The sequence below is a fragment of the Methanocalculus natronophilus genome (genome assembly GCF_038751955.1).
Taxonomy (GTDB): domain Archaea; phylum Halobacteriota; class Methanomicrobia; order Methanomicrobiales; family Methanocorpusculaceae; genus Methanocalculus; species Methanocalculus natronophilus.
Map to the genome: position 1 here is coordinate 174,532 of NZ_JBCEXH010000003.1, position 16,279 is coordinate 190,810.

General features: G+C 49.6%; 20 protein-coding genes and 1 tRNA gene. 7 read left to right on the forward strand and 14 right to left on the reverse strand.

Annotated elements, in window-relative coordinates; all coding sequences use genetic code 11:
* Nucleotides 1-130 precede the first annotated feature (130 nt).
* On the forward strand, nucleotides 131-1,600 hold the full coding sequence (locus tag ABCO64_RS04915) for an RNB domain-containing ribonuclease (RefSeq protein ID WP_253456754.1): 1,470 nt from the start codon (nucleotides 131-133) through the stop codon (nucleotides 1,598-1,600).
* A 19-nt stretch (nucleotides 1,601-1,619) separates the two neighbouring features.
* Here the strand turns inward: ABCO64_RS04915 and ABCO64_RS04920 are convergent, their stop codons facing one another.
* From ABCO64_RS04920 to ABCO64_RS04960, 9 genes are all read right to left on the reverse strand, one after another.
* Entirely contained in the window at nucleotides 1,620-2,087 is a 468-nt protein-coding gene (locus ABCO64_RS04920; RefSeq protein ID WP_253456751.1) for a hypothetical protein, read from the reverse strand.
* Nucleotides 2,088-2,177: 90 nt separating this feature from the next.
* Entirely contained in the window at nucleotides 2,178-2,471 is a 294-nt protein-coding gene (gene albA / locus ABCO64_RS04925) for a DNA-binding protein Alba (RefSeq protein WP_253456748.1), read from the reverse strand.
* Nucleotides 2,472-2,479: 8 nt separating this feature from the next.
* Entirely contained in the window at nucleotides 2,480-3,496 is a 1,017-nt protein-coding gene (gene asd / locus ABCO64_RS04930) for an aspartate-semialdehyde dehydrogenase (protein WP_253456745.1), read from the reverse strand.
* A gap of 79 nt (nucleotides 3,497-3,575) precedes the next feature.
* A complete protein-coding gene (locus ABCO64_RS04935) occupies nucleotides 3,576-3,749 on the reverse strand; it encodes a ferredoxin family protein (protein WP_253457364.1) in 174 nt (57 codons plus the stop codon).
* 59 nt (nucleotides 3,750-3,808) lie between these two features.
* A complete protein-coding gene (dapB, locus tag ABCO64_RS04940; protein WP_253456742.1) occupies nucleotides 3,809-4,573 on the reverse strand; it encodes a 4-hydroxy-tetrahydrodipicolinate reductase in 765 nt (254 codons plus the stop codon).
* Nucleotides 4,566-5,453: a 4-hydroxy-tetrahydrodipicolinate synthase gene (dapA, locus tag ABCO64_RS04945; RefSeq protein ID WP_253456739.1), complete on the reverse strand. Its 888-nt coding sequence runs from the start codon at nucleotides 5,451-5,453 to the stop codon at nucleotides 4,566-4,568. The genes dapB and dapA overlap by 8 nt, the downstream gene beginning before the upstream one ends.
* An 11-nt stretch (nucleotides 5,454-5,464) precedes the next feature.
* Entirely contained in the window at nucleotides 5,465-5,653 is a 189-nt protein-coding gene (locus ABCO64_RS04950; RefSeq protein ID WP_253456736.1) for a 30S ribosomal protein S17e, read from the reverse strand.
* Between the two features lie 11 nt (nucleotides 5,654-5,664).
* A complete protein-coding gene (locus ABCO64_RS04955; protein ID WP_343089246.1) occupies nucleotides 5,665-6,228 on the reverse strand; it encodes a thiamine-phosphate synthase family protein in 564 nt (187 codons plus the stop codon).
* A gap of 1 nt (nucleotide 6,229) precedes the next feature.
* Nucleotides 6,230-6,766: an HDIG domain-containing metalloprotein gene (locus tag ABCO64_RS04960; RefSeq protein WP_253456731.1), complete on the reverse strand. Its 537-nt coding sequence runs from the start codon at nucleotides 6,764-6,766 to the stop codon at nucleotides 6,230-6,232.
* Between the two features lie 160 nt (nucleotides 6,767-6,926).
* Here ABCO64_RS04960 and ABCO64_RS04965 point away from each other — a divergent pair, with 160 nt between their 5' ends.
* Nucleotides 6,927-7,103, forward strand: coding sequence for a hypothetical protein (locus ABCO64_RS04965; protein ID WP_253456728.1), 177 nt, complete (start codon nucleotides 6,927-6,929; stop codon nucleotides 7,101-7,103).
* A 95-nt stretch (nucleotides 7,104-7,198) separates the two neighbouring features.
* Here ABCO64_RS04965 and ABCO64_RS04970 read toward each other — a convergent pair whose 3' ends face one another.
* Both ABCO64_RS04970 and ABCO64_RS04975 read right to left on the reverse strand, forming a co-directional pair.
* Complete coding sequence (locus ABCO64_RS04970; RefSeq protein ID WP_253456726.1) at nucleotides 7,199-8,296, reverse strand: DNA primase large subunit PriL; 1,098 nt, start codon at nucleotides 8,294-8,296, stop codon at nucleotides 7,199-7,201.
* Nucleotides 8,296-9,039, reverse strand: coding sequence for a DNA polymerase sliding clamp (locus ABCO64_RS04975; protein ID WP_253456723.1), 744 nt, complete (start codon nucleotides 9,037-9,039; stop codon nucleotides 8,296-8,298). The genes ABCO64_RS04970 and ABCO64_RS04975 overlap by 1 nt, the downstream gene beginning before the upstream one ends.
* A gap of 105 nt (nucleotides 9,040-9,144) precedes the next feature.
* On the opposite strand from ABCO64_RS04975, the gene ABCO64_RS04980 reads away from it, so the two are divergent.
* The 5 genes from ABCO64_RS04980 (at nucleotide 9,145) to ABCO64_RS05000 (ending at nucleotide 13,162) form a co-directional block, all read left to right on the forward strand.
* Entirely contained in the window at nucleotides 9,145-9,750 is a 606-nt protein-coding gene (locus tag ABCO64_RS04980) for an RlmE family RNA methyltransferase (RefSeq protein WP_253456721.1), read from the forward strand.
* A complete protein-coding gene (moaA, locus tag ABCO64_RS04985; protein WP_253456718.1) occupies nucleotides 9,731-10,615 on the forward strand; it encodes a GTP 3',8-cyclase MoaA in 885 nt (294 codons plus the stop codon). The genes ABCO64_RS04980 and moaA overlap by 20 nt, the downstream gene beginning before the upstream one ends.
* A gap of 76 nt (nucleotides 10,616-10,691) precedes the next feature.
* Nucleotides 10,692-11,195, forward strand: a complete 504-nt coding sequence (locus ABCO64_RS04990; protein ID WP_343089247.1) for a hypothetical protein — start codon at nucleotides 10,692-10,694, stop codon at nucleotides 11,193-11,195.
* 4 nt (nucleotides 11,196-11,199) lie between these two features.
* Nucleotides 11,200-12,402 carry an ArgE/DapE family deacylase gene (locus ABCO64_RS04995; RefSeq protein WP_343089248.1) on the forward strand — a complete coding sequence of 401 codons (1,203 nt, stop codon included), beginning with the start codon at nucleotides 11,200-11,202 and terminating at the stop codon, nucleotides 12,400-12,402.
* 103 nt (nucleotides 12,403-12,505) lie between these two features.
* Nucleotides 12,506-13,162, forward strand: a complete 657-nt coding sequence (locus tag ABCO64_RS05000) for a DUF3558 domain-containing protein (protein ID WP_292616812.1) — start codon at nucleotides 12,506-12,508, stop codon at nucleotides 13,160-13,162.
* Nucleotides 13,163-13,299: 137 nt separating this feature from the next.
* Here the strand turns inward: ABCO64_RS05000 and lysS are convergent, their stop codons facing one another.
* The 3 genes from lysS to ABCO64_RS05015 all read right to left on the reverse strand — a co-directional run bounded on the left by lysS (nucleotide 13,300) and on the right by ABCO64_RS05015 (nucleotide 16,271).
* Nucleotides 13,300-14,817, reverse strand: a complete 1,518-nt coding sequence (lysS, locus tag ABCO64_RS05005) for a lysine--tRNA ligase (RefSeq protein ID WP_253456708.1) — start codon at nucleotides 14,815-14,817, stop codon at nucleotides 13,300-13,302.
* Between the two features lie 196 nt (nucleotides 14,818-15,013).
* A tRNA-Arg gene (locus ABCO64_RS05010) sits at nucleotides 15,014-15,085 on the reverse strand.
* Nucleotides 15,086-15,236: 151 nt separating this feature from the next.
* Nucleotides 15,237-16,271 carry a M42 family metallopeptidase gene (locus tag ABCO64_RS05015; RefSeq protein WP_253457361.1) on the reverse strand — a complete coding sequence of 345 codons (1,035 nt, stop codon included), beginning with the start codon at nucleotides 16,269-16,271 and terminating at the stop codon, nucleotides 15,237-15,239.
* Between the last annotated feature and the right edge of the window lie 8 nt (nucleotides 16,272-16,279).

The window sequence follows — 16,279 nt, forward strand, 5'->3', positions numbered from 1 at the left end:
CTCACGTCAGGATATTCATGAACAACCAAACCAGCCTTTTCAAAAGCTCATACAAAGTCGATAATGTATGAAAACCCGCACGCGGATCCCGCTGTCACCTTCATCAGGTAGAACCGCATACAGACAGTTCATGAGTACACGAGCAACCCCGGATCTCTTTGAGATAGCAGATAGTGCCATGGAGCGCTATGGCTTCTCTCCAGTCTTCTCTGATGATGTCATCAGGCATGTGGAGGCGATTCAAAATGAGATCTCAATCGGCACAACTGACCAGGCAACAGATCTCCGGCATCTCCTCTGGTGCTCGATAGACAACCACGATTCAAAAGATCTTGACCAGATCCAGTATTGTGAAGAGACAGGTAACGGTGAGATCCGGGTGCTGGTTGCTATCGCCGATGTCGATTATTATGTGAAGAAAGGCTCCCCGGCAGATCGCCACGCTGCACACCAGGGCTCTTCCATCTATACGGGTGTCGTCACCTATCCGATGCTCCCGGACAGGCTCTCTGCAAATATCTCATCCCTGCTTCCAAAACAAGACAAACCTGCGATCACCATCGAATATTTTGTTCTCCCGGATGGAACGACACGCCATGGAGCGATATGTATGGCCCTTGTCGAGAACAAGGCACAACTCGTCTATGAAACTATTGGGGACTGGCTCTTTGGAAAGAGAGACGTTCCCGAAGGTGTACAATCTATACGGGGTCTCAGTACACAGCTGCTTCTCCAGAACAAGGCAGCAGAAAAGCTCAACGAGCACCGTTCCAGGCAGGGAGTGTTAGACCTGGAAACCATTGAGGCAACTCCGGTAGTACAAGACGGGAAGGTGGCCGGGCTCATCATCCAGGAAGACAACCCTGCACGATCCATCATTGAGGAGTTCATGATTGCAGCGAACAGAACCCTGGTGGATTTTCTTGAAACAAAAAAATCTCCGACAATTCAGCGGATTGTCAGGACACCAAAGAACTGGGAGGGTATCGTCGCAGAAGCAAAGGAACGGAAGATGAAGCTGCCACATAAACCAGATGCCCGTGCACTCGCCCGTTTCCTCCTTGCCCAAAAGAAACGGGATCCTGACACCTTCCCGGACCTCTCCCTGACCATTGTGAAACTCATTGGCCCGGGCGAGTATATCGCACTTGCACCAGGTGAGGACTCACCCGGCCATTTTGCACTTGCAGTCACCGATTACACGCACGGTACCGCTCCAAACAGGCGGTATGTCGATCTCATCATCCAGCGGCTGGTCAAGGCAGCAATCAGATCAGATCCACACCCCTACACCCCTGATGAGCTGCACGAGCTTGCAGACCACCTCTCAGCCTCGGAAAAAGCAGGCAAAAAAGTCGAGCGGTTTATGAGGAAGTCGGCAGCAGCACTATTGCTTCAGGATAAAATCGGATCAGTATTTTCAGGTATCATCACCGGTGCGTCTGAGAAAGGAACCTATGCACGAGTCATTGATCCTCCGGTTGAGGGCCGTATTGTAGAGAATGAACAGGGGTGCCGGATAGGCCGGAAAGTCCGTGTCCGCCTGCTGAAAACAGATCCCTGGAAAGGCTTTATTGATTTTGCAAAAGTCCAGGAGTAAAATATGATAGTAGAGGAGTTTACAAGCTGCGTTCAGCCTGGCGGGTAAAAAACCCGATCCCATCCTCTGTCTGATACACATTGGAAAACTCTCTCTTCGTGCTCGGAGTCTCAATTGTTAGTCTTGGAACCGTGACCAGAAATGTGTGGCGCGGGAACCAGTACGTATCATCACCATAATCAAAAGATGCAGACTCAACTTCAAGGACGGCCTGGTTCAGATCAGCGCTCAGAATCGTACTCTCTTCAAAATTCATGGCTCTTTGTACCTTGTTCCTGAGATCATGGTTGCCAAGGAGCATGACAAGTAACTGGACACCGGGATCAACATTGTAATCCACGGTAACTGTGGCTGTTGTCTCTTCAAGAATGATATCGACACTGTCAAACGTAATATAGCTGAACCTGGTGCCAGGCTCTTCAGCAGCGACAGGCATACAGCAGGCTGCAAGAAGGAGTAGTATTGCAACACTTATGCCCGTTTTCATGGAATACTATTATTCCTATATAATTATAGTGTTTCTGGTTGAAACACATATTCTAACTGGAAAAAGAAAAAATACGGTGAAGGGAATTGTCTACTCCTTCATCTCAAATTGTCCTGACTTTGTCAGAACAATTTCAATGCTTGAGACATTTGTTCTTCCCGAATCTGTCTCAATCTCCTCTGTTGTTGTGGATATCTCTTTTTTCCCAACTCCTTCAAGGAAGCGGTTCAGGGAGATCTCGGCTGTATCGACTGCACGTGAAATGGCTTTGCCGCGTGCCTTGATTGCCACCAGATCTGCGCCATTGTTGAACTGTGTCACTACTGCCAGTACATAATTCATGACCGGCTTGTTGCCAACGAATACTGTGTTGTCATTTTGCATATGATCCCTCAGATGTATCCTTTTGTCTTGAGTAATTCTGCATTGAGCACAGAAGAGCCCGCAGCTCCCCTGATGGTGTTATGTCCCATTGCTGTATACCGGATGCCTTCTCTGATCCGGCCAACCGAGACGGTCATCCCATTGCCCAGGTTTCGATCAAGCCGTGTCTGGGGCCTGTCCGGCTGCTCAAATATATGGAGCAGATTCTCCGGCTGAGTCGGAAGACCCGTAAACGGCGGTTTCCAGTTCAAAAATGCTGATTGTACCTCTTCAACACTCCTGTTTGTATCAAGCCAGACTGACATCATGTGCCCGTCAATAACCGGTACCCGGTTGCAGCTTGCGCTGATTGACAGGTCTGCAGCCTCAATCTCAGCTCCATTAAATGTACCCAGGATCTTCTGTGGCTCTGTCTCCATCTTCTCTTCTTCAGACCCGATATAGGGGACAATGTTGTCAAAGATGGTCATTCCAGGAATACCATCAAACCCGGCACCGGAGATCGCCTGAAGCGTTGCCACCCTGACACCGGATATGCCAAGAGGCACAACCGGTACAAGTGAACTGGTGAGAACGATTGTTGAACAGTTCGGGTTGGTGACGATACACCCATCCCGTCCGCGGTCATGCTGGACGTCAATGAGCCCGGCATGATCGGGATTTACCTCAGCAATTAACAATGGCACATCAGGATCCATCCGGTGGGATGATGCATTACTGCATACAGTGACACCAGCCTCAGCGATGGCAACCTCGAGATCCTTTGCAATCTCTGCTGGAAGAGCAGAGAAGACGATATCAAGGTCCTTCACAGCTTCAACAGTCGTCGGACTGACAACAGTATCAGCAATACTGGCTGGAAATGGAGCATCAAGCCTCCAGTTGACCACGTTTCCATATGGCTTTCCGGCACTCCGCTCAGATGCGGTGAGTGTCTGAAGATGGAACCATGGATGGCTGGCAAGAAGCTGGACAAAACGCTGACCTACGGCACCTGTAGCACCAAGTACTCCTACATTGATCATGAGCAGAAGATCTAAGGGTATTAATATATTTAAGGGTTAAGTTTTTTTCCGGTAAAACCAACCCTGAAAAGTGGAGTCCCTACTCCATATGGATTGCTTCGGCAGGGCACTCATCGACACAGTTTTCACAGTCAACACAGAGATCGTCCTCAACAACTGCCAGATCATCATTCATGGTGATTGCAGCAGACGGACAGATATCAACACAGGCTTCACAACCAGTGCATTTTTCTTTATCAACAATAGCAACCAAAATTGGTACCTCCATAAGTATTTATAAAAAATTATGGGAAATAAGTTTCGATTTTACTGTCAGTCAGCGAGCCCGAGCACGTCTTTCATGGTATACATCCCGGCAGGCTGCTCTGACACCCATTTCGCGGCCCGTAGTGCGCCCCGTGCAAAAACCGAGCGATCATATGCGCGATGTGAAAGTTCAATTGTCTCGAAATTTCCGGAAAAAAGCACTTTGTGGTCTCCGACAATATCGCCTCCACGAATGACATGCACGCCGATCTCACTCCCGCGCTCGGTCATGCCGACACGGCCATACTGTTTCTCCCGTGCACCCATCTCTTCTTCGAGGATCTCAAGAATGGTCCGGGCAGTGCCGCTTGGCGCATCTTTTTTGTACCGGTGGTGTGCCTCGATCACTTCACAGTCATAGTCATTGAGAAGCGTTGCGGCATTCCTGATTAGCTGCCAGAAAATGTTTACGCCGACACTGAAGTTTGTTGTCTTGACGATTGGAACAACCCCTTCGGTGGCTTTTCGAATCCGCATCTCCTCCTCATCATTAAAGCCGGTTGTTCCAACAACAAGCGCAGTTTTGTTTCTGGCTGCAATCTCGATATTGGTAACTGATGCAGATGCAATCGTGAAGTCTATCAGGCAATCCGGTTTTACAGTTTTGAGAAATGAATCAAGATCCGCTGCTTCCACAACAGGCTTTCCAAAGAGCTCTCCTGATCGCAGATCGATTCCGCCTGCATATGCAAGATCCGGATCATTATTGATCATATCTCCAATAATTGTACCCATACGGCCAAATGCGCCACATACTGCTACATTAATCATAACGACCAAGCACCTCTGCAAGTTGATGTGTCTTCTCTTCACCAAGCTCGGTAAGCGGCAGCCTGAGTGGTCCTGCTGCCCGTCCGCGCAGCTCAACCCCCTTCTTGACAGGGATTGGATTTGTGTCGATGAACATTGCCTGGAAGAGTGGGGAGAGTTCATAATGCAGGTGCTGCGCCCTGGCAAATGAACCGGATCGGCAGGCGGCATAGAGATCGCACATCCGTTTTGCCTCAAGATTTGCTGCAACAGAGATGACACCCATCCCGCCAAGTGCGAGAATTGGCAGTGTCATGTTATCATCCCCGGAGAGGACCGAAAACGGTATCTCCCTCTCAATTTCGCGTGTACCCTCGATAATCTGAGATATCTGCCCGATATCCCCGCTTGCTTCCTTGACACCGACAATGCCCGGATGCTCTGCCAGTTCGATGATGAGATCAGCAGTGAGGTTCTGTCCTGTCCGGGAGGGGACATTGTAGATAATGATTGGAAGGCCCGTCTCTGCGAGAAGTGTGTAGTGCTTGATAAGCCCGGCACGATTGGGTTTGTTGTAATACGGGCTGATAACAAGTGCCGCATCTGCGCCGATCTTTTTTGCTGCCCTGGTCAGCGTCAGCGCCTCGTCTGTGTTATTTGATCCGGTACCTGCAATAACCGGAATTGAGTTTCCAACAGCAGAAACTACCTCTTCAATGACTTCCTCATGCTCAGCAAAGCTCAGAGTTGCCGACTCTCCTGTTGAGCCACAGGGAACAATGCCATGTATCCCCTGGGACTGCAGAAATTCGGTATTTGAACGAAGCCCTTCGATATCAACGGGCATCTGATCGGTTCGTTGAAAAGGAGTAATGATGGCAGGTATTATACCATGAAACATACGGTGAAATATCACCGTCTTCCAGTATTAACTTTTCTTGTGATATAGCCTGCCACACGGTTACGCACCGTCTTGCTCTCGATGGTGGTGAGATTGGTAACCGCGTGCTTATTCTCATCAAATTCGTTTGAGAAGTAATTTCCATGTTGTTCCAGGAGTCCTGTTCCGATTGACTTGATGTAACTTGGTTTGATTCCCATGTATATCGTCCTCAAATATCCATAGTAGTAATGCGCGATGACAACATAATGATTGTGTTTGCAACCGATGCAGGATCAGGGCCAAGAACCCGGATCATGGCTTCTTTGCCAACCCCTCCCCGATCGAGAATAATATCGGGGACTTCGTCTTTGCAGCAGGAGGCAACCCCCCAGTCCATGGTCTGTATCCCGGCAGGCTCCTTTTCCCGATCAAACCAGCAGATCTCAAAGGTAAGGTCTTTGAGAAGGTCTGCAAGCGACTCAGAAAACCTGATATTTGCCGCCGCTCGGATCTCAGGATCAAACCTCATCGCTGTCAGCACGATCCGTGCGACATGATCGCTTGCACCAAATGCACACTCCCCAACTGGATGAACCTTGCCGCGCAGCCTGACAATCCTTCCATCGACGCCAGCGACATCCGCCGGGGCTCTGGCATGGGGCAGGCTGTAGACGATGTTGCTGCCGACTTCAGGGATAAGACGGGGATCCATCTTCTCTCTCAATTCAAAAACTGCGTTCTGCAGATCCAAAATGATCCCATCTCTCAATTCAGAGCTCATACTACCTGTCATACTATCGCCTCCAGATCGATGCAACACCCTCTATTGCCCGTGAGATAAACGTGTCGAGGTCAAGCACCGCTTCTATACCACGAATCCGATCACGGTCGCACCCGGCAGCAAACCCCTTGTCTTTCATCTTCTTTTTTACCGTCTTTGTGGAGACCCCTGATATATCGCCTCCCTTGACAAGGGCACATGCAATGATCAGGCCCGATATACTGTCTGCTGCCTGGATGGCAACATCCAGTCCGGTTGTATGATCACTAAAGATGTGGTGGTTGTGCCTCCGGACAGCATCGGTAATCTCAGATGATACGCCTGCTGCACCAAGCATCTCAGCACCAGCGATGCCATGTTTTTCCATATCCCCGTCTACTTCCTCAAAATCAATATCATGCAGAATACCGATCGTCTCCCAGAGCTCCGGGTCTCCATTCAGCTCTGGTGCAACAGAACGGAGAACTGCGCCGGTGGCGACGCAGTGTTCAATCAGTGCATCTGATCTGACATGGTCCTTCAGCAGGGCCAGTGCCTCTTCCGGATTCATGCTTTGTATAGGAACGCCTGAAGGGATATCTTCTATGGTTTCTCACGTATGCAATCTCATCTTCAAACGGCTGGCCTGATGACGTTGTGATTCCGGATTGTGGTTCTGCTGGTTTTTTGGTACAAAAAGAGTTAAGCCATTGCCCCATAGAATAATACTCATGCAAAAATGGCTTACCGATATCATCATTGGCCTCTCCAGTCTTGCCATCTTTCTTATTCTGCTCATCGGGCTTCCTGCGATTATGGATCCGGGATATGCCTATCTCGCTGCGCTGATGGGCTTCATCTGTGTCCTTCTTGGAGCAGGATATACTGTTATTGAAAAGACAATTTAATTATTTTTTTAAAAAAAATCAGTTGCCAGAGACCAGCCAGAAGGCCGCTCAACTCTTTTCCCGGTGTCTGCATAATTTTGGAGATGGAAAAGAAGTCAGGTGTCTTTTCTATTTCCACCTGCTCTACTGGATCCGGTTTCACCGCTCTTTGTTGTCTCCGGCTGTTTTGGCCCTGGACTGCCGGTTTTCTTACTCTTTTTCGTCTTGTTTTTTCGATAGTAGTTCAGTGGATGCCTGATCGTCTCACACTGTTTATTCTTCCCGATGCAGATGCCGTGCGTCTTCATGGTTGCACAGGACGGCGTGGTATACCCCTCAGTATCGTGGCTCGTGATGTGTTCCACCTGGTAGGTGGTGACATCGAGGTTGAAATCGCCGCCTCCTGAGAAGAGGCTGATAATGGCAGTCATCTCCATGCCGATTGTATGGAGAAATGTTGTCAGGGCAAATCTCCCCGAATGGGTGAGGTATTTCCCCTCACTTGCGGTGGTGTGGAGGTGCCGGATGCATGGAGGAAAGCCTGCCTCGTCAATCTCTCCATACTCAATGGCTGCCTTCTCTGCCAGGATGCTGTCAACACGGCTAACTGATTCTGCCAGCTGGCTGCAGACAGAGTCTGGTATACTGAGCGGGAGCTGGCTTGTGAGAAGCGTCCGAATCCGTTCACGGAGGAGGATATCCTTCTCTTCCACGCTGATCATCACCATGCCATTGAAGAGATCGCGGTTCACAAGCCTGAACTGGTCTCCGGAAATCCCGGATGCAAGCTCAATATACCTCGTGTAGTCAATATAGTCAGATCCGCTCCCGGAATATGGGATGCCAAGCTCTTGATAGATCATGCGCCGGACATCCTCGTTGTCTTCTGCCACCTGGAGGAAGTATAACGCTCGTTTTGCCTCGTATCGAGCAAGGCTGCCTATACCCGAACGATTGCGGGAGCATGATATCAGGACACGGGCAAGCGCATAGCTTATGATATCCAGGAGGAGATCCGGCTTGTCAGCCCATGTCTCTTTGTCACGCCCCAGAACAGCCTCTTCAATCCGCTCGACTGCTGCATCCAGAAATATTCTTCCACGGGAAGAGTTCGTGATGGTTTCAAGTGTGATGCCCTGCTCGGCTATGATCTCACTTGCTTCTTTTAAAAAAGGGTAACGGGCTCGATATAATGGATCAAGCTGTTTTTCCATTAATCTGCCTCAATGCGTGGTGCAAGGAGATATGTGACACGCCCGTTTTCCTGGGCAATGGTGAATATGAACTGAACCGGGTGGTCGATACCAAGCCTGATTTCGACAATAGCTGCTTTGCTGACAACCTTCCCCATATCCTTGAGATAGTCAAGTGAGAAGAGAGAGCGCGCCTCAGCTGCTTCTGAAAATTCGAGATCGTCCCTGCCGAGTTCGAGTTTGATATTGTCAGTGTCACCTTCTGCAATCATGGTGAAGACAGGGGTTGTCGGATCCACTTTCAGTGCAATTTTATCTGAGACAACAGCTGCTGCTTTAATGGCATTGTTCAGTGTGTCTCCTGGGATTTTGAGCACTGCCGGCAGACTCAGGTTTGGAGGATTTGGGTCTTTCCGGATTGTTTTTGTGTCCAGAAGCGAGATCGAGTACCTGTAGCTTTTGAAGCTTATATGGAGTTTTCTTCCTTCTGCATCAAGTTCCAGATCTATTGGATCGCCTTTCCCGACCATCCCAAGGATATTCTTCATCTTGGCAATGTCAAGTCCAATCTCAAGTGGTGTTGCGGTATACGACTGGAAAGCGGCTGCATCAAGTTCGAGTGAAACCATTGCCACATTGGAGGTGTCGACTGCGCGTGTCTGTATGCCGCTTTCATCGATATGCATACGGCATTCTCCAACCAGAGCCGAAATGACGTCGATTGACTCTCTGAAGACTTCTGCATCTATAGTTGCTTTTAACATCACAAACCCCTTAACATTTAATTACGAACTAAATACGGATAATTATATTGTTCTATATTCGACACGGTAGCAGATAAAAAGCTACCTTTTGGGAGATATGGTAAAATGGGTTCTCAATGGTCACGTGATCCGGTGTATCGGACAGCAATGGGTGAGGGCTACCGGTCACGAGCCTCGTATAAATTAATCGATATTCAGTCCAGATTCGGGATTATCCGCCCGACAGACAATATTATCGATCTTGGTTCTGCTCCTGGCTCCTGGCTTCAGGTGCTCTGCTCCCAGACAGAAGGGTCAGTTGTGGGGATAGATCTGAATCCTGTTGCGCCTCTTGATGGGGCTGTAACTCTGACAGGAGACTTTTCTGAGCCTCATATCCTGGACGAGGTCAGGGAAATCATGGATTATGCCAGTGTTGTCACCTGTGATGCATCCCCGAAACTCTCTGGTAATAAGAGCTATGATCAGGCGCGCATAATCGATCTGAACGAAAAGGCACTTGCGTTTGCATGTGCCATCCTGAAACAGGGCGGAAACTTTGTTGTCAAGACATTCCAGGGTGACATGTTTCCAGACTTTTTACATGAGGTCAGGAACCATTTCTACTCTGTCAGGGTATACCGGACGAAAGCAACCCGCAGAGGCAGTACTGAGACCTATATAATAGCGAAGAACTATATTCTGAGAAGAAATGAAACCGGCCCTGATTGATCCATATGGCAGACCGGTGACCAATCTCCGGATCTCTCTTACACCATTTTGTAACCTCAACTGTACTTACTGCCATTCAGAAGGCGAGGAAGATTCAAAAAAACTGATGAGCACGGCAGAAATCCAGCAGATCATCAATGCTGTTACTGCATACCAGATCAGGAGCGTCAAGTTCACAGGCGGGGAGCCGACTCTGCGTGATGACCTTGTGGAGATTATTGGATCTGTACCATCACATATCGAATCATCAATGACCACAAACGGCACACTTCTTGCCGATTATGCCCATGAACTGAAGGATGCAGGGTTAAAACGGGTGAATATCAGCCTGGATACCCTCAGGCCGGATCGGTACCGGGAGATCACAAAAACCGATAACCTCTCTGATGCCCTCGCCGGAATCGATGCTGCCCTTGATGCCGGACTGACACCGGTCAAACTGAACATGGTTCTCCTGCAGGATATCAATACCGATGAGGTGGAGGACTTCTTTGATTTTGTACGGGGAAACCGGGATCTTATCCTCCAGATCATTGAACTTATGAACTTCAATGATTGTCAGTCTCATGCGGATCTGAATGGAATCGAGGACGATATTGCAACCCAGGCAACCGAGATTATCACCAGAAGAATGCACCACCGGAAGAAATACTGTATCGATGGTGCAGAGGTTGAGGTTGTGCGCCCTCTTCACAATACCGAATTCTGTGCACACTGCAACCGGCTGAGGGTGACTTCAGATGGGAAGCTCAAGCCCTGTCTTCTCAGACGGGACAACGAGGTGGATATCAGGGGGAAGAGCGGGGAAGAACTGGATGCCTGTATCCGCCATGCTGTCACCCTCCGGCGTCCCTTCAATGGCTGATATGGAGATACCGGCACTTATACCTGCCTTCACAGTAACCCTTTTTTCCTGCCCGGCGTAACTATCTCTTATGTTGATGGAAAAAAACGAGTTTTCACGTGAACTTGATTATCTCTATTCAAAATCACTGGTCCTTGAATCCATATCAGATTTTCATCCGGTTTTGTGGTTCCACTGGATGGACGCCATTGCCCATATCGACTATACACTCTCTATTGCGGCATTCAGCTATGAATCCCCCCGCTCCCTGATGGCTGCGGAATATATGAGATGGAGGGTAGATGAAGAGAAGCTGGGTGATCGACCCCTCTTTAAACCTTTTATAAACTGGCTGAAATCAGAGCATCCGGATACCTATGCCAGGCTCCCGGCACTCTGGCAGGGCATCTACTCTGATGATGACCCCGCCCAGTACCGGAGCTTCCGGATTGTGCTTGATCCGGGTACCACAAAGCCCATGCCTGCGACCTTCTTCCATAGCATGATCGATGAATTCTTCAAAAAGGACCTGATAAAGAGTATCTATACCGGCGCATCGCTCTCCAGGCTTTTTGAAACCTTTAAAGCGAACCACCAGTGAATGGATGCATACCATGGATCCGGTCAGGATTTGTTCGGACTTAATCAAAATCAATAGTGACAACCCTCCGGGAGTCACAACAGACGTCATCGAATATATCAGTACTATCCTGGACTCCCTCGGGATAGCAACAGATATTATCGAGCATGCTCCTGGCAAATCCAATCTTATTACCCGAAGCCAGGGCCATCCGCTCCTCTTCTGCGGCCATGTCGATGTGGTGCCTGCCCTGGATGACGGATGGAGCCACCCGCCATACTCTGGTACTATTGATGAGTCATATGTCTGGGGCAGGGGTGCAACAGACATGAAGGGTGGATGCGCCTCTATTCTCTCTGCTCTTGCCTCTCTTGTTGATGAGGGGATCGACCCACAGGTCAGTCTTGCCTTTGTCTGTGATGAGGAGGTGGGCGGCCCGCACGGGATCCATCATCTCCTCCAGAAAGAACTGATCCTGCCCTCTGACTGCATTGTTGCAGAACCCACCCCTGCAACTGCCCCCTGTATCGGGCAGAAAGGGTTGTGCAGGTTTACCATGGAATTTACCGGCACACCCGGCCATAGTTCACTCTACCCCTGTGTCGGGGTCAGTGCAGTTATGGAGGCACTGGTATATCTGGAGTATATAAAGGAACTTCATGAACGCGAGTACCGGGTTGATCCTTCAATGATGGATATCATCGATCATTCCGAGAACGTGCTTACCGAGGTTTTTGGCATCCCGGGACTGCGGAATGTCCTGACAAAGATCATGTATAATCCCGGGGTTATTACAGGTGGGGAGAAGGCAAATATTGTGGCACAGAAATGTCTCCTTGAGGTTGATCTCAGGCTTCCCTGGGGCTGTGACAGCCATGAACTGCTCAAAGAGATCAGATCACGTGCCACCCGGGCAGAGGTTACCCCCTCAAGTCTCTGGAACCCGTCACTTACTTCGCCTGATGCTCTGATAGTCCGTTCTGTCCAGAAGCAGATCGATCACCTCTATGGCATCCAGTCAAAACCGATTGTCCAGTGGGCGGCAAGCGATGCACGCGAGCTTCGAAAACGGGGGTTCCAGGTGGTTGAATATGGCCCTGGCGATATCCGGACCCTCCACGCAATCGATGAACGGGTTTCCCATGAAGATCTCAACAATGCTGCTGATATATATAAAGGCGTGATCCTCTCGTACCAGGATGGAAACCAGAATTTAGGCGGGCAATAAGCAGATCCGGTATCATTGATGGAAGAGAGAAAAAAAGGATGAGCTTTTTCTGCTCTCAGGATACCTCAACCTCTTATATACTTTGAATGGCTATTGTAACGTAATGCATGTCAGGAATGGAAGGTACCTGCTCATTGCCTGCCTTCTCATGGTCCTTGTCGGAGGATGCACCGCGCCTCCCCCAGGTGTTGCTGATCCGCCAGTGGCAACACCTGATGAAACCCCGGCAACCCCGGTTGCCACACCTGTTCCAACAGCTGAGCCTGTCTATGATCCTTCAGTCGTCGTACCGGCAACGCCGTTCCCTGTATCAACCCCTCCTCCGACACCGCGTCCAACTCCAGCGCCGGTTGAAACGCCGGTTCCGGTTCCCCGGTATACAGAGATATACTCCCAGCTTATCACGTTCCGCTACCAGGATGTCGCAGTGGTTGTTGATCTCCCACACCCTCCGCTTGTCATCACAACCGAGATCTCTGCACCGACTGTCCGGCGGACGATTGTTGGAACCAGCCAGTTCGGGAAGAAAAAAGAGTTCACCGCTGTTGTCAACAGGATCTCAGAGGCTTCCTGGTATGAATGTGTGGTCCGTGATGCGGATACCGGAGCAGTTATTGCCCGTGATGGATTTGGCAGGGGATATCCTCACCATGAGAAGATAGAGATAACTATCAGGAGGTGGGGGCAATACCATGTCACCTTCAGCGGTAATTACCTGACAGCAGATATCCGCATGAAGATGCCCATGATCACAGAATAGAGCAACTGCTTTCAGGATGCAGAATAAAAAAAGAGTTGCAGGTTAAGAAGAGAAGCAGCAAAAGTGGGTTGCCTGCAAATCTCTTCAGGCAACCATTCTGAGTATGCTATAAAAATACTCTTCAGATGACACGTCTGTTATTCTGCGGGTTCGTTCTCACTCTCTTCTTCTCCGCTCCTGATTGGTTTCATCGATGGGAAGAGGATCACTTCCTTAATTGAATTCTGCCCTGTTGCAAGCATCACCAGCCGATCAATACCGATACCGACTCCGCCAGTCGGAGGCATTCCATAGCCGAGTGCGTTGATGAAGTCATAATCGATCATCTGCGCTTCAAGGTCACCCTGCCTGCGCTTTGCGTCCTGCTCCTCGAAACGACTTTTCTGATCAAGGGGATCATTTAGTTCTGAGAAGCCGTTTGCAAGTTCCATCCCGGCAACAAAGAGTTCGAACCGTTCGGTATATCCGGGCTTTGAACGGTGCTTCTTGGCAAGCGGTGAGTTCTCAATCGGGAAGTCATAGATAAAAGTCGGCTGGATGAGGGTTGGTTCGACGAAATGTTCGAAGAAGAGTGCAAGATACTCGCCCCTGGCTGCTGCCTTCTCACGCCCTTCGATCATCTCCTGGTCAGCGAACCGTCTGAGTTCCTCAGGAGAGGCGGAATTGACATCTATCCCTGTAGCATCAAGGACAGACTGTTCCATTGAGACCCGTTTCCAGGGTGGTGCAAAATTGATGGCCTTCTCCTCATACAAGACCTCATAGCTGCCTGCAGCTCCCCTCACCAGTTCAGATACAAGCTCCTCGGTGAGATTCATCATATCATGGTAATCTGCATAGGCAGCGTAGATCTCAATCATGGTGAACTCAGGATTGTGGTGGGTATCGATATCCTCGTTCCTGAAGTTCTTTGATATTTCAAAGACCTTCTCAAATCCGCCGACAATTAACCGTTTCAGGTAGAGTTCAGGTGCGATCCTGAGGTAGAGTTTCTGTTCAAGGTAATTGTGGTACGTGGTGAAGGGGCGTGCATTCGCTCCACCATACACCGGCTGAATCGTCGGGGTTTCACATTCCATGTACCCTTTCTCATCGAGAACTGATCTGAGGCTGCTGATGATCCTGCTGCGGGTTTTGAAGATCTCCCGTGCCTCCTGGTTTCCGATGAGATCAAGGTAGCGCTGCCTGTACCTGGTCTCAACTTTTGTCAGCCCATGGTATTTTTCCGGCAGCTGGCAGACCGATTTTGCAAGAAGGGTGATCTCGTCTGCCCAGATGCTTATCTCGCCCACTTTTGTCCGAAATACGTGGCCTGTCACACCAACGATATCACCGGCATCGATATTTTTCGAGAAGAAGGTATATGCCTCATCACCGAGGTCATTTTTCCGGATATAAAGCTGTATTTTTCCGCTTTCATCTCCAAGATCGGCAAATGTAGTTTTGCCGTGCGATCGTTTCGTGTAGAGTCTTCCAGCGGCGGTTACGACCTCTTCGCTCTTCTCATGTGATATCTCAGAAAACCGCGAGAGGATCTGATCTGCGGTATGTGTCCTTGAAAAAGTCCAGGGGTATGCCAGAACACCGTCTGCTTGCAGCTCCTCTAGTTTCTGCACTTTCAACTCGTCAAAATTCAGGCCGGGTATTTCATTCATACTATAAGTCCTCTGAATAATTGCTGTTTGGATCGGTTACATCCAGACGTTTTGTCTCTCTTAGAAATTGTCTGGATTCCTATTAAGGGATGGGGGTATCCGATCTTTTAGATGATTGGGATTGACTGGTTTTTGGGCAGGCCGGGCTCTCAAGCCGCAGACAAAAAACACTGAAACACCTGGAAAAAGAAGGAAGCGCCCCGGCCGGGACTTGAACCCGGGTCAAAAGCTCCGCAGGCTTCTAGGATATCCGCTACCCTACCGGGACCCTGCAAAGTGCTCTATCCTATACGTGATGAATGAATAAAAAGATATTGTTTTCTGTTGCATTTTTCCCGATACGACCAATCCTACCCCTGTATTGACACACAGGCAGGACGCTCCCGGTCCGGATGCAACGCCCGGTAGTACGAGGGCTTTTACGAAGGCCGTGTCTGTAATGCCTCACAGAGGAGCCGGACACCGTCTTCGATATCATTGCAGTCGACGACCTCAACAGGGGAGTGGATATACCGTGCCGCAATCGAGAGCGGGACACTTGGAATGCCACCCTGCTCAAGATGGATTACCGTCGCATCGGTATTGCCGCCAGTACCTACTTCTATCTGGTGTGGGATGCCTGCGGATTCAGCACTCGAGCGGAGCCACTGTACCATCTTCGGACTTGATATCAGGCCCCTGCCGCTTGCAGAAACCATGATGATCACCGGGCCTTTGCCCATCTCGATGCTGGCATCTTTCTTCTCAATTCCCGGGTGGTCACCTGGGATCGTGACATCGGTTGCGATGGCACAGTCCGGCTTCAGTGCAAACGCACTCGTCTTCGCGCCCTTCAGCCCGACCTCTTCCTGAACTGTAAAGACTCCGTAGATGGTATGGGGAGATTCCACTTTTTTGAGGGTCTCTATCAGCATCAGAACACCAACCCGGTTATCAAATGCCTTCCCTGTCACCCGGCTTCCAAAGAGCGTGCGCATCTCCCGATCAATTGTAATCGGGCAACCAGGCTCTACACCACGTGCTGCCACCTCTTCAGCAGAGGTTGCACCGACATCAATGAAGAGATCCTCCATTTTCATTGACTTCTTCTTCTCCTCATCAGTCATCATGTGCGGGGGTTTACCGCCAAGGACACCGGTAACCATCCCATGCTTCCCATGGATAATAACCCGCTGTGTATAGAGTGCAGGGGTGAACCAGCCCCCGATACCGACAAACCGGATGAAGCCTTTATCATCAATGTACTGAACCATTAAACCGATCTCATCCATATGGGCTGCAAGCATCACCGAATAGTCCCCGCCCTTTTTTACGGCAATGAGATTGCCCATTGCGTCAGTTGAGATCTCGTCAACATGGTCTTTGATCTCCTCTGTTATAATGTCTGCAAGGTTCTCTTCAAATCCTGACATTCCATGGGCATCTGAGAGCCGTCTGAGTAATTCCATCATTATATTGCCAC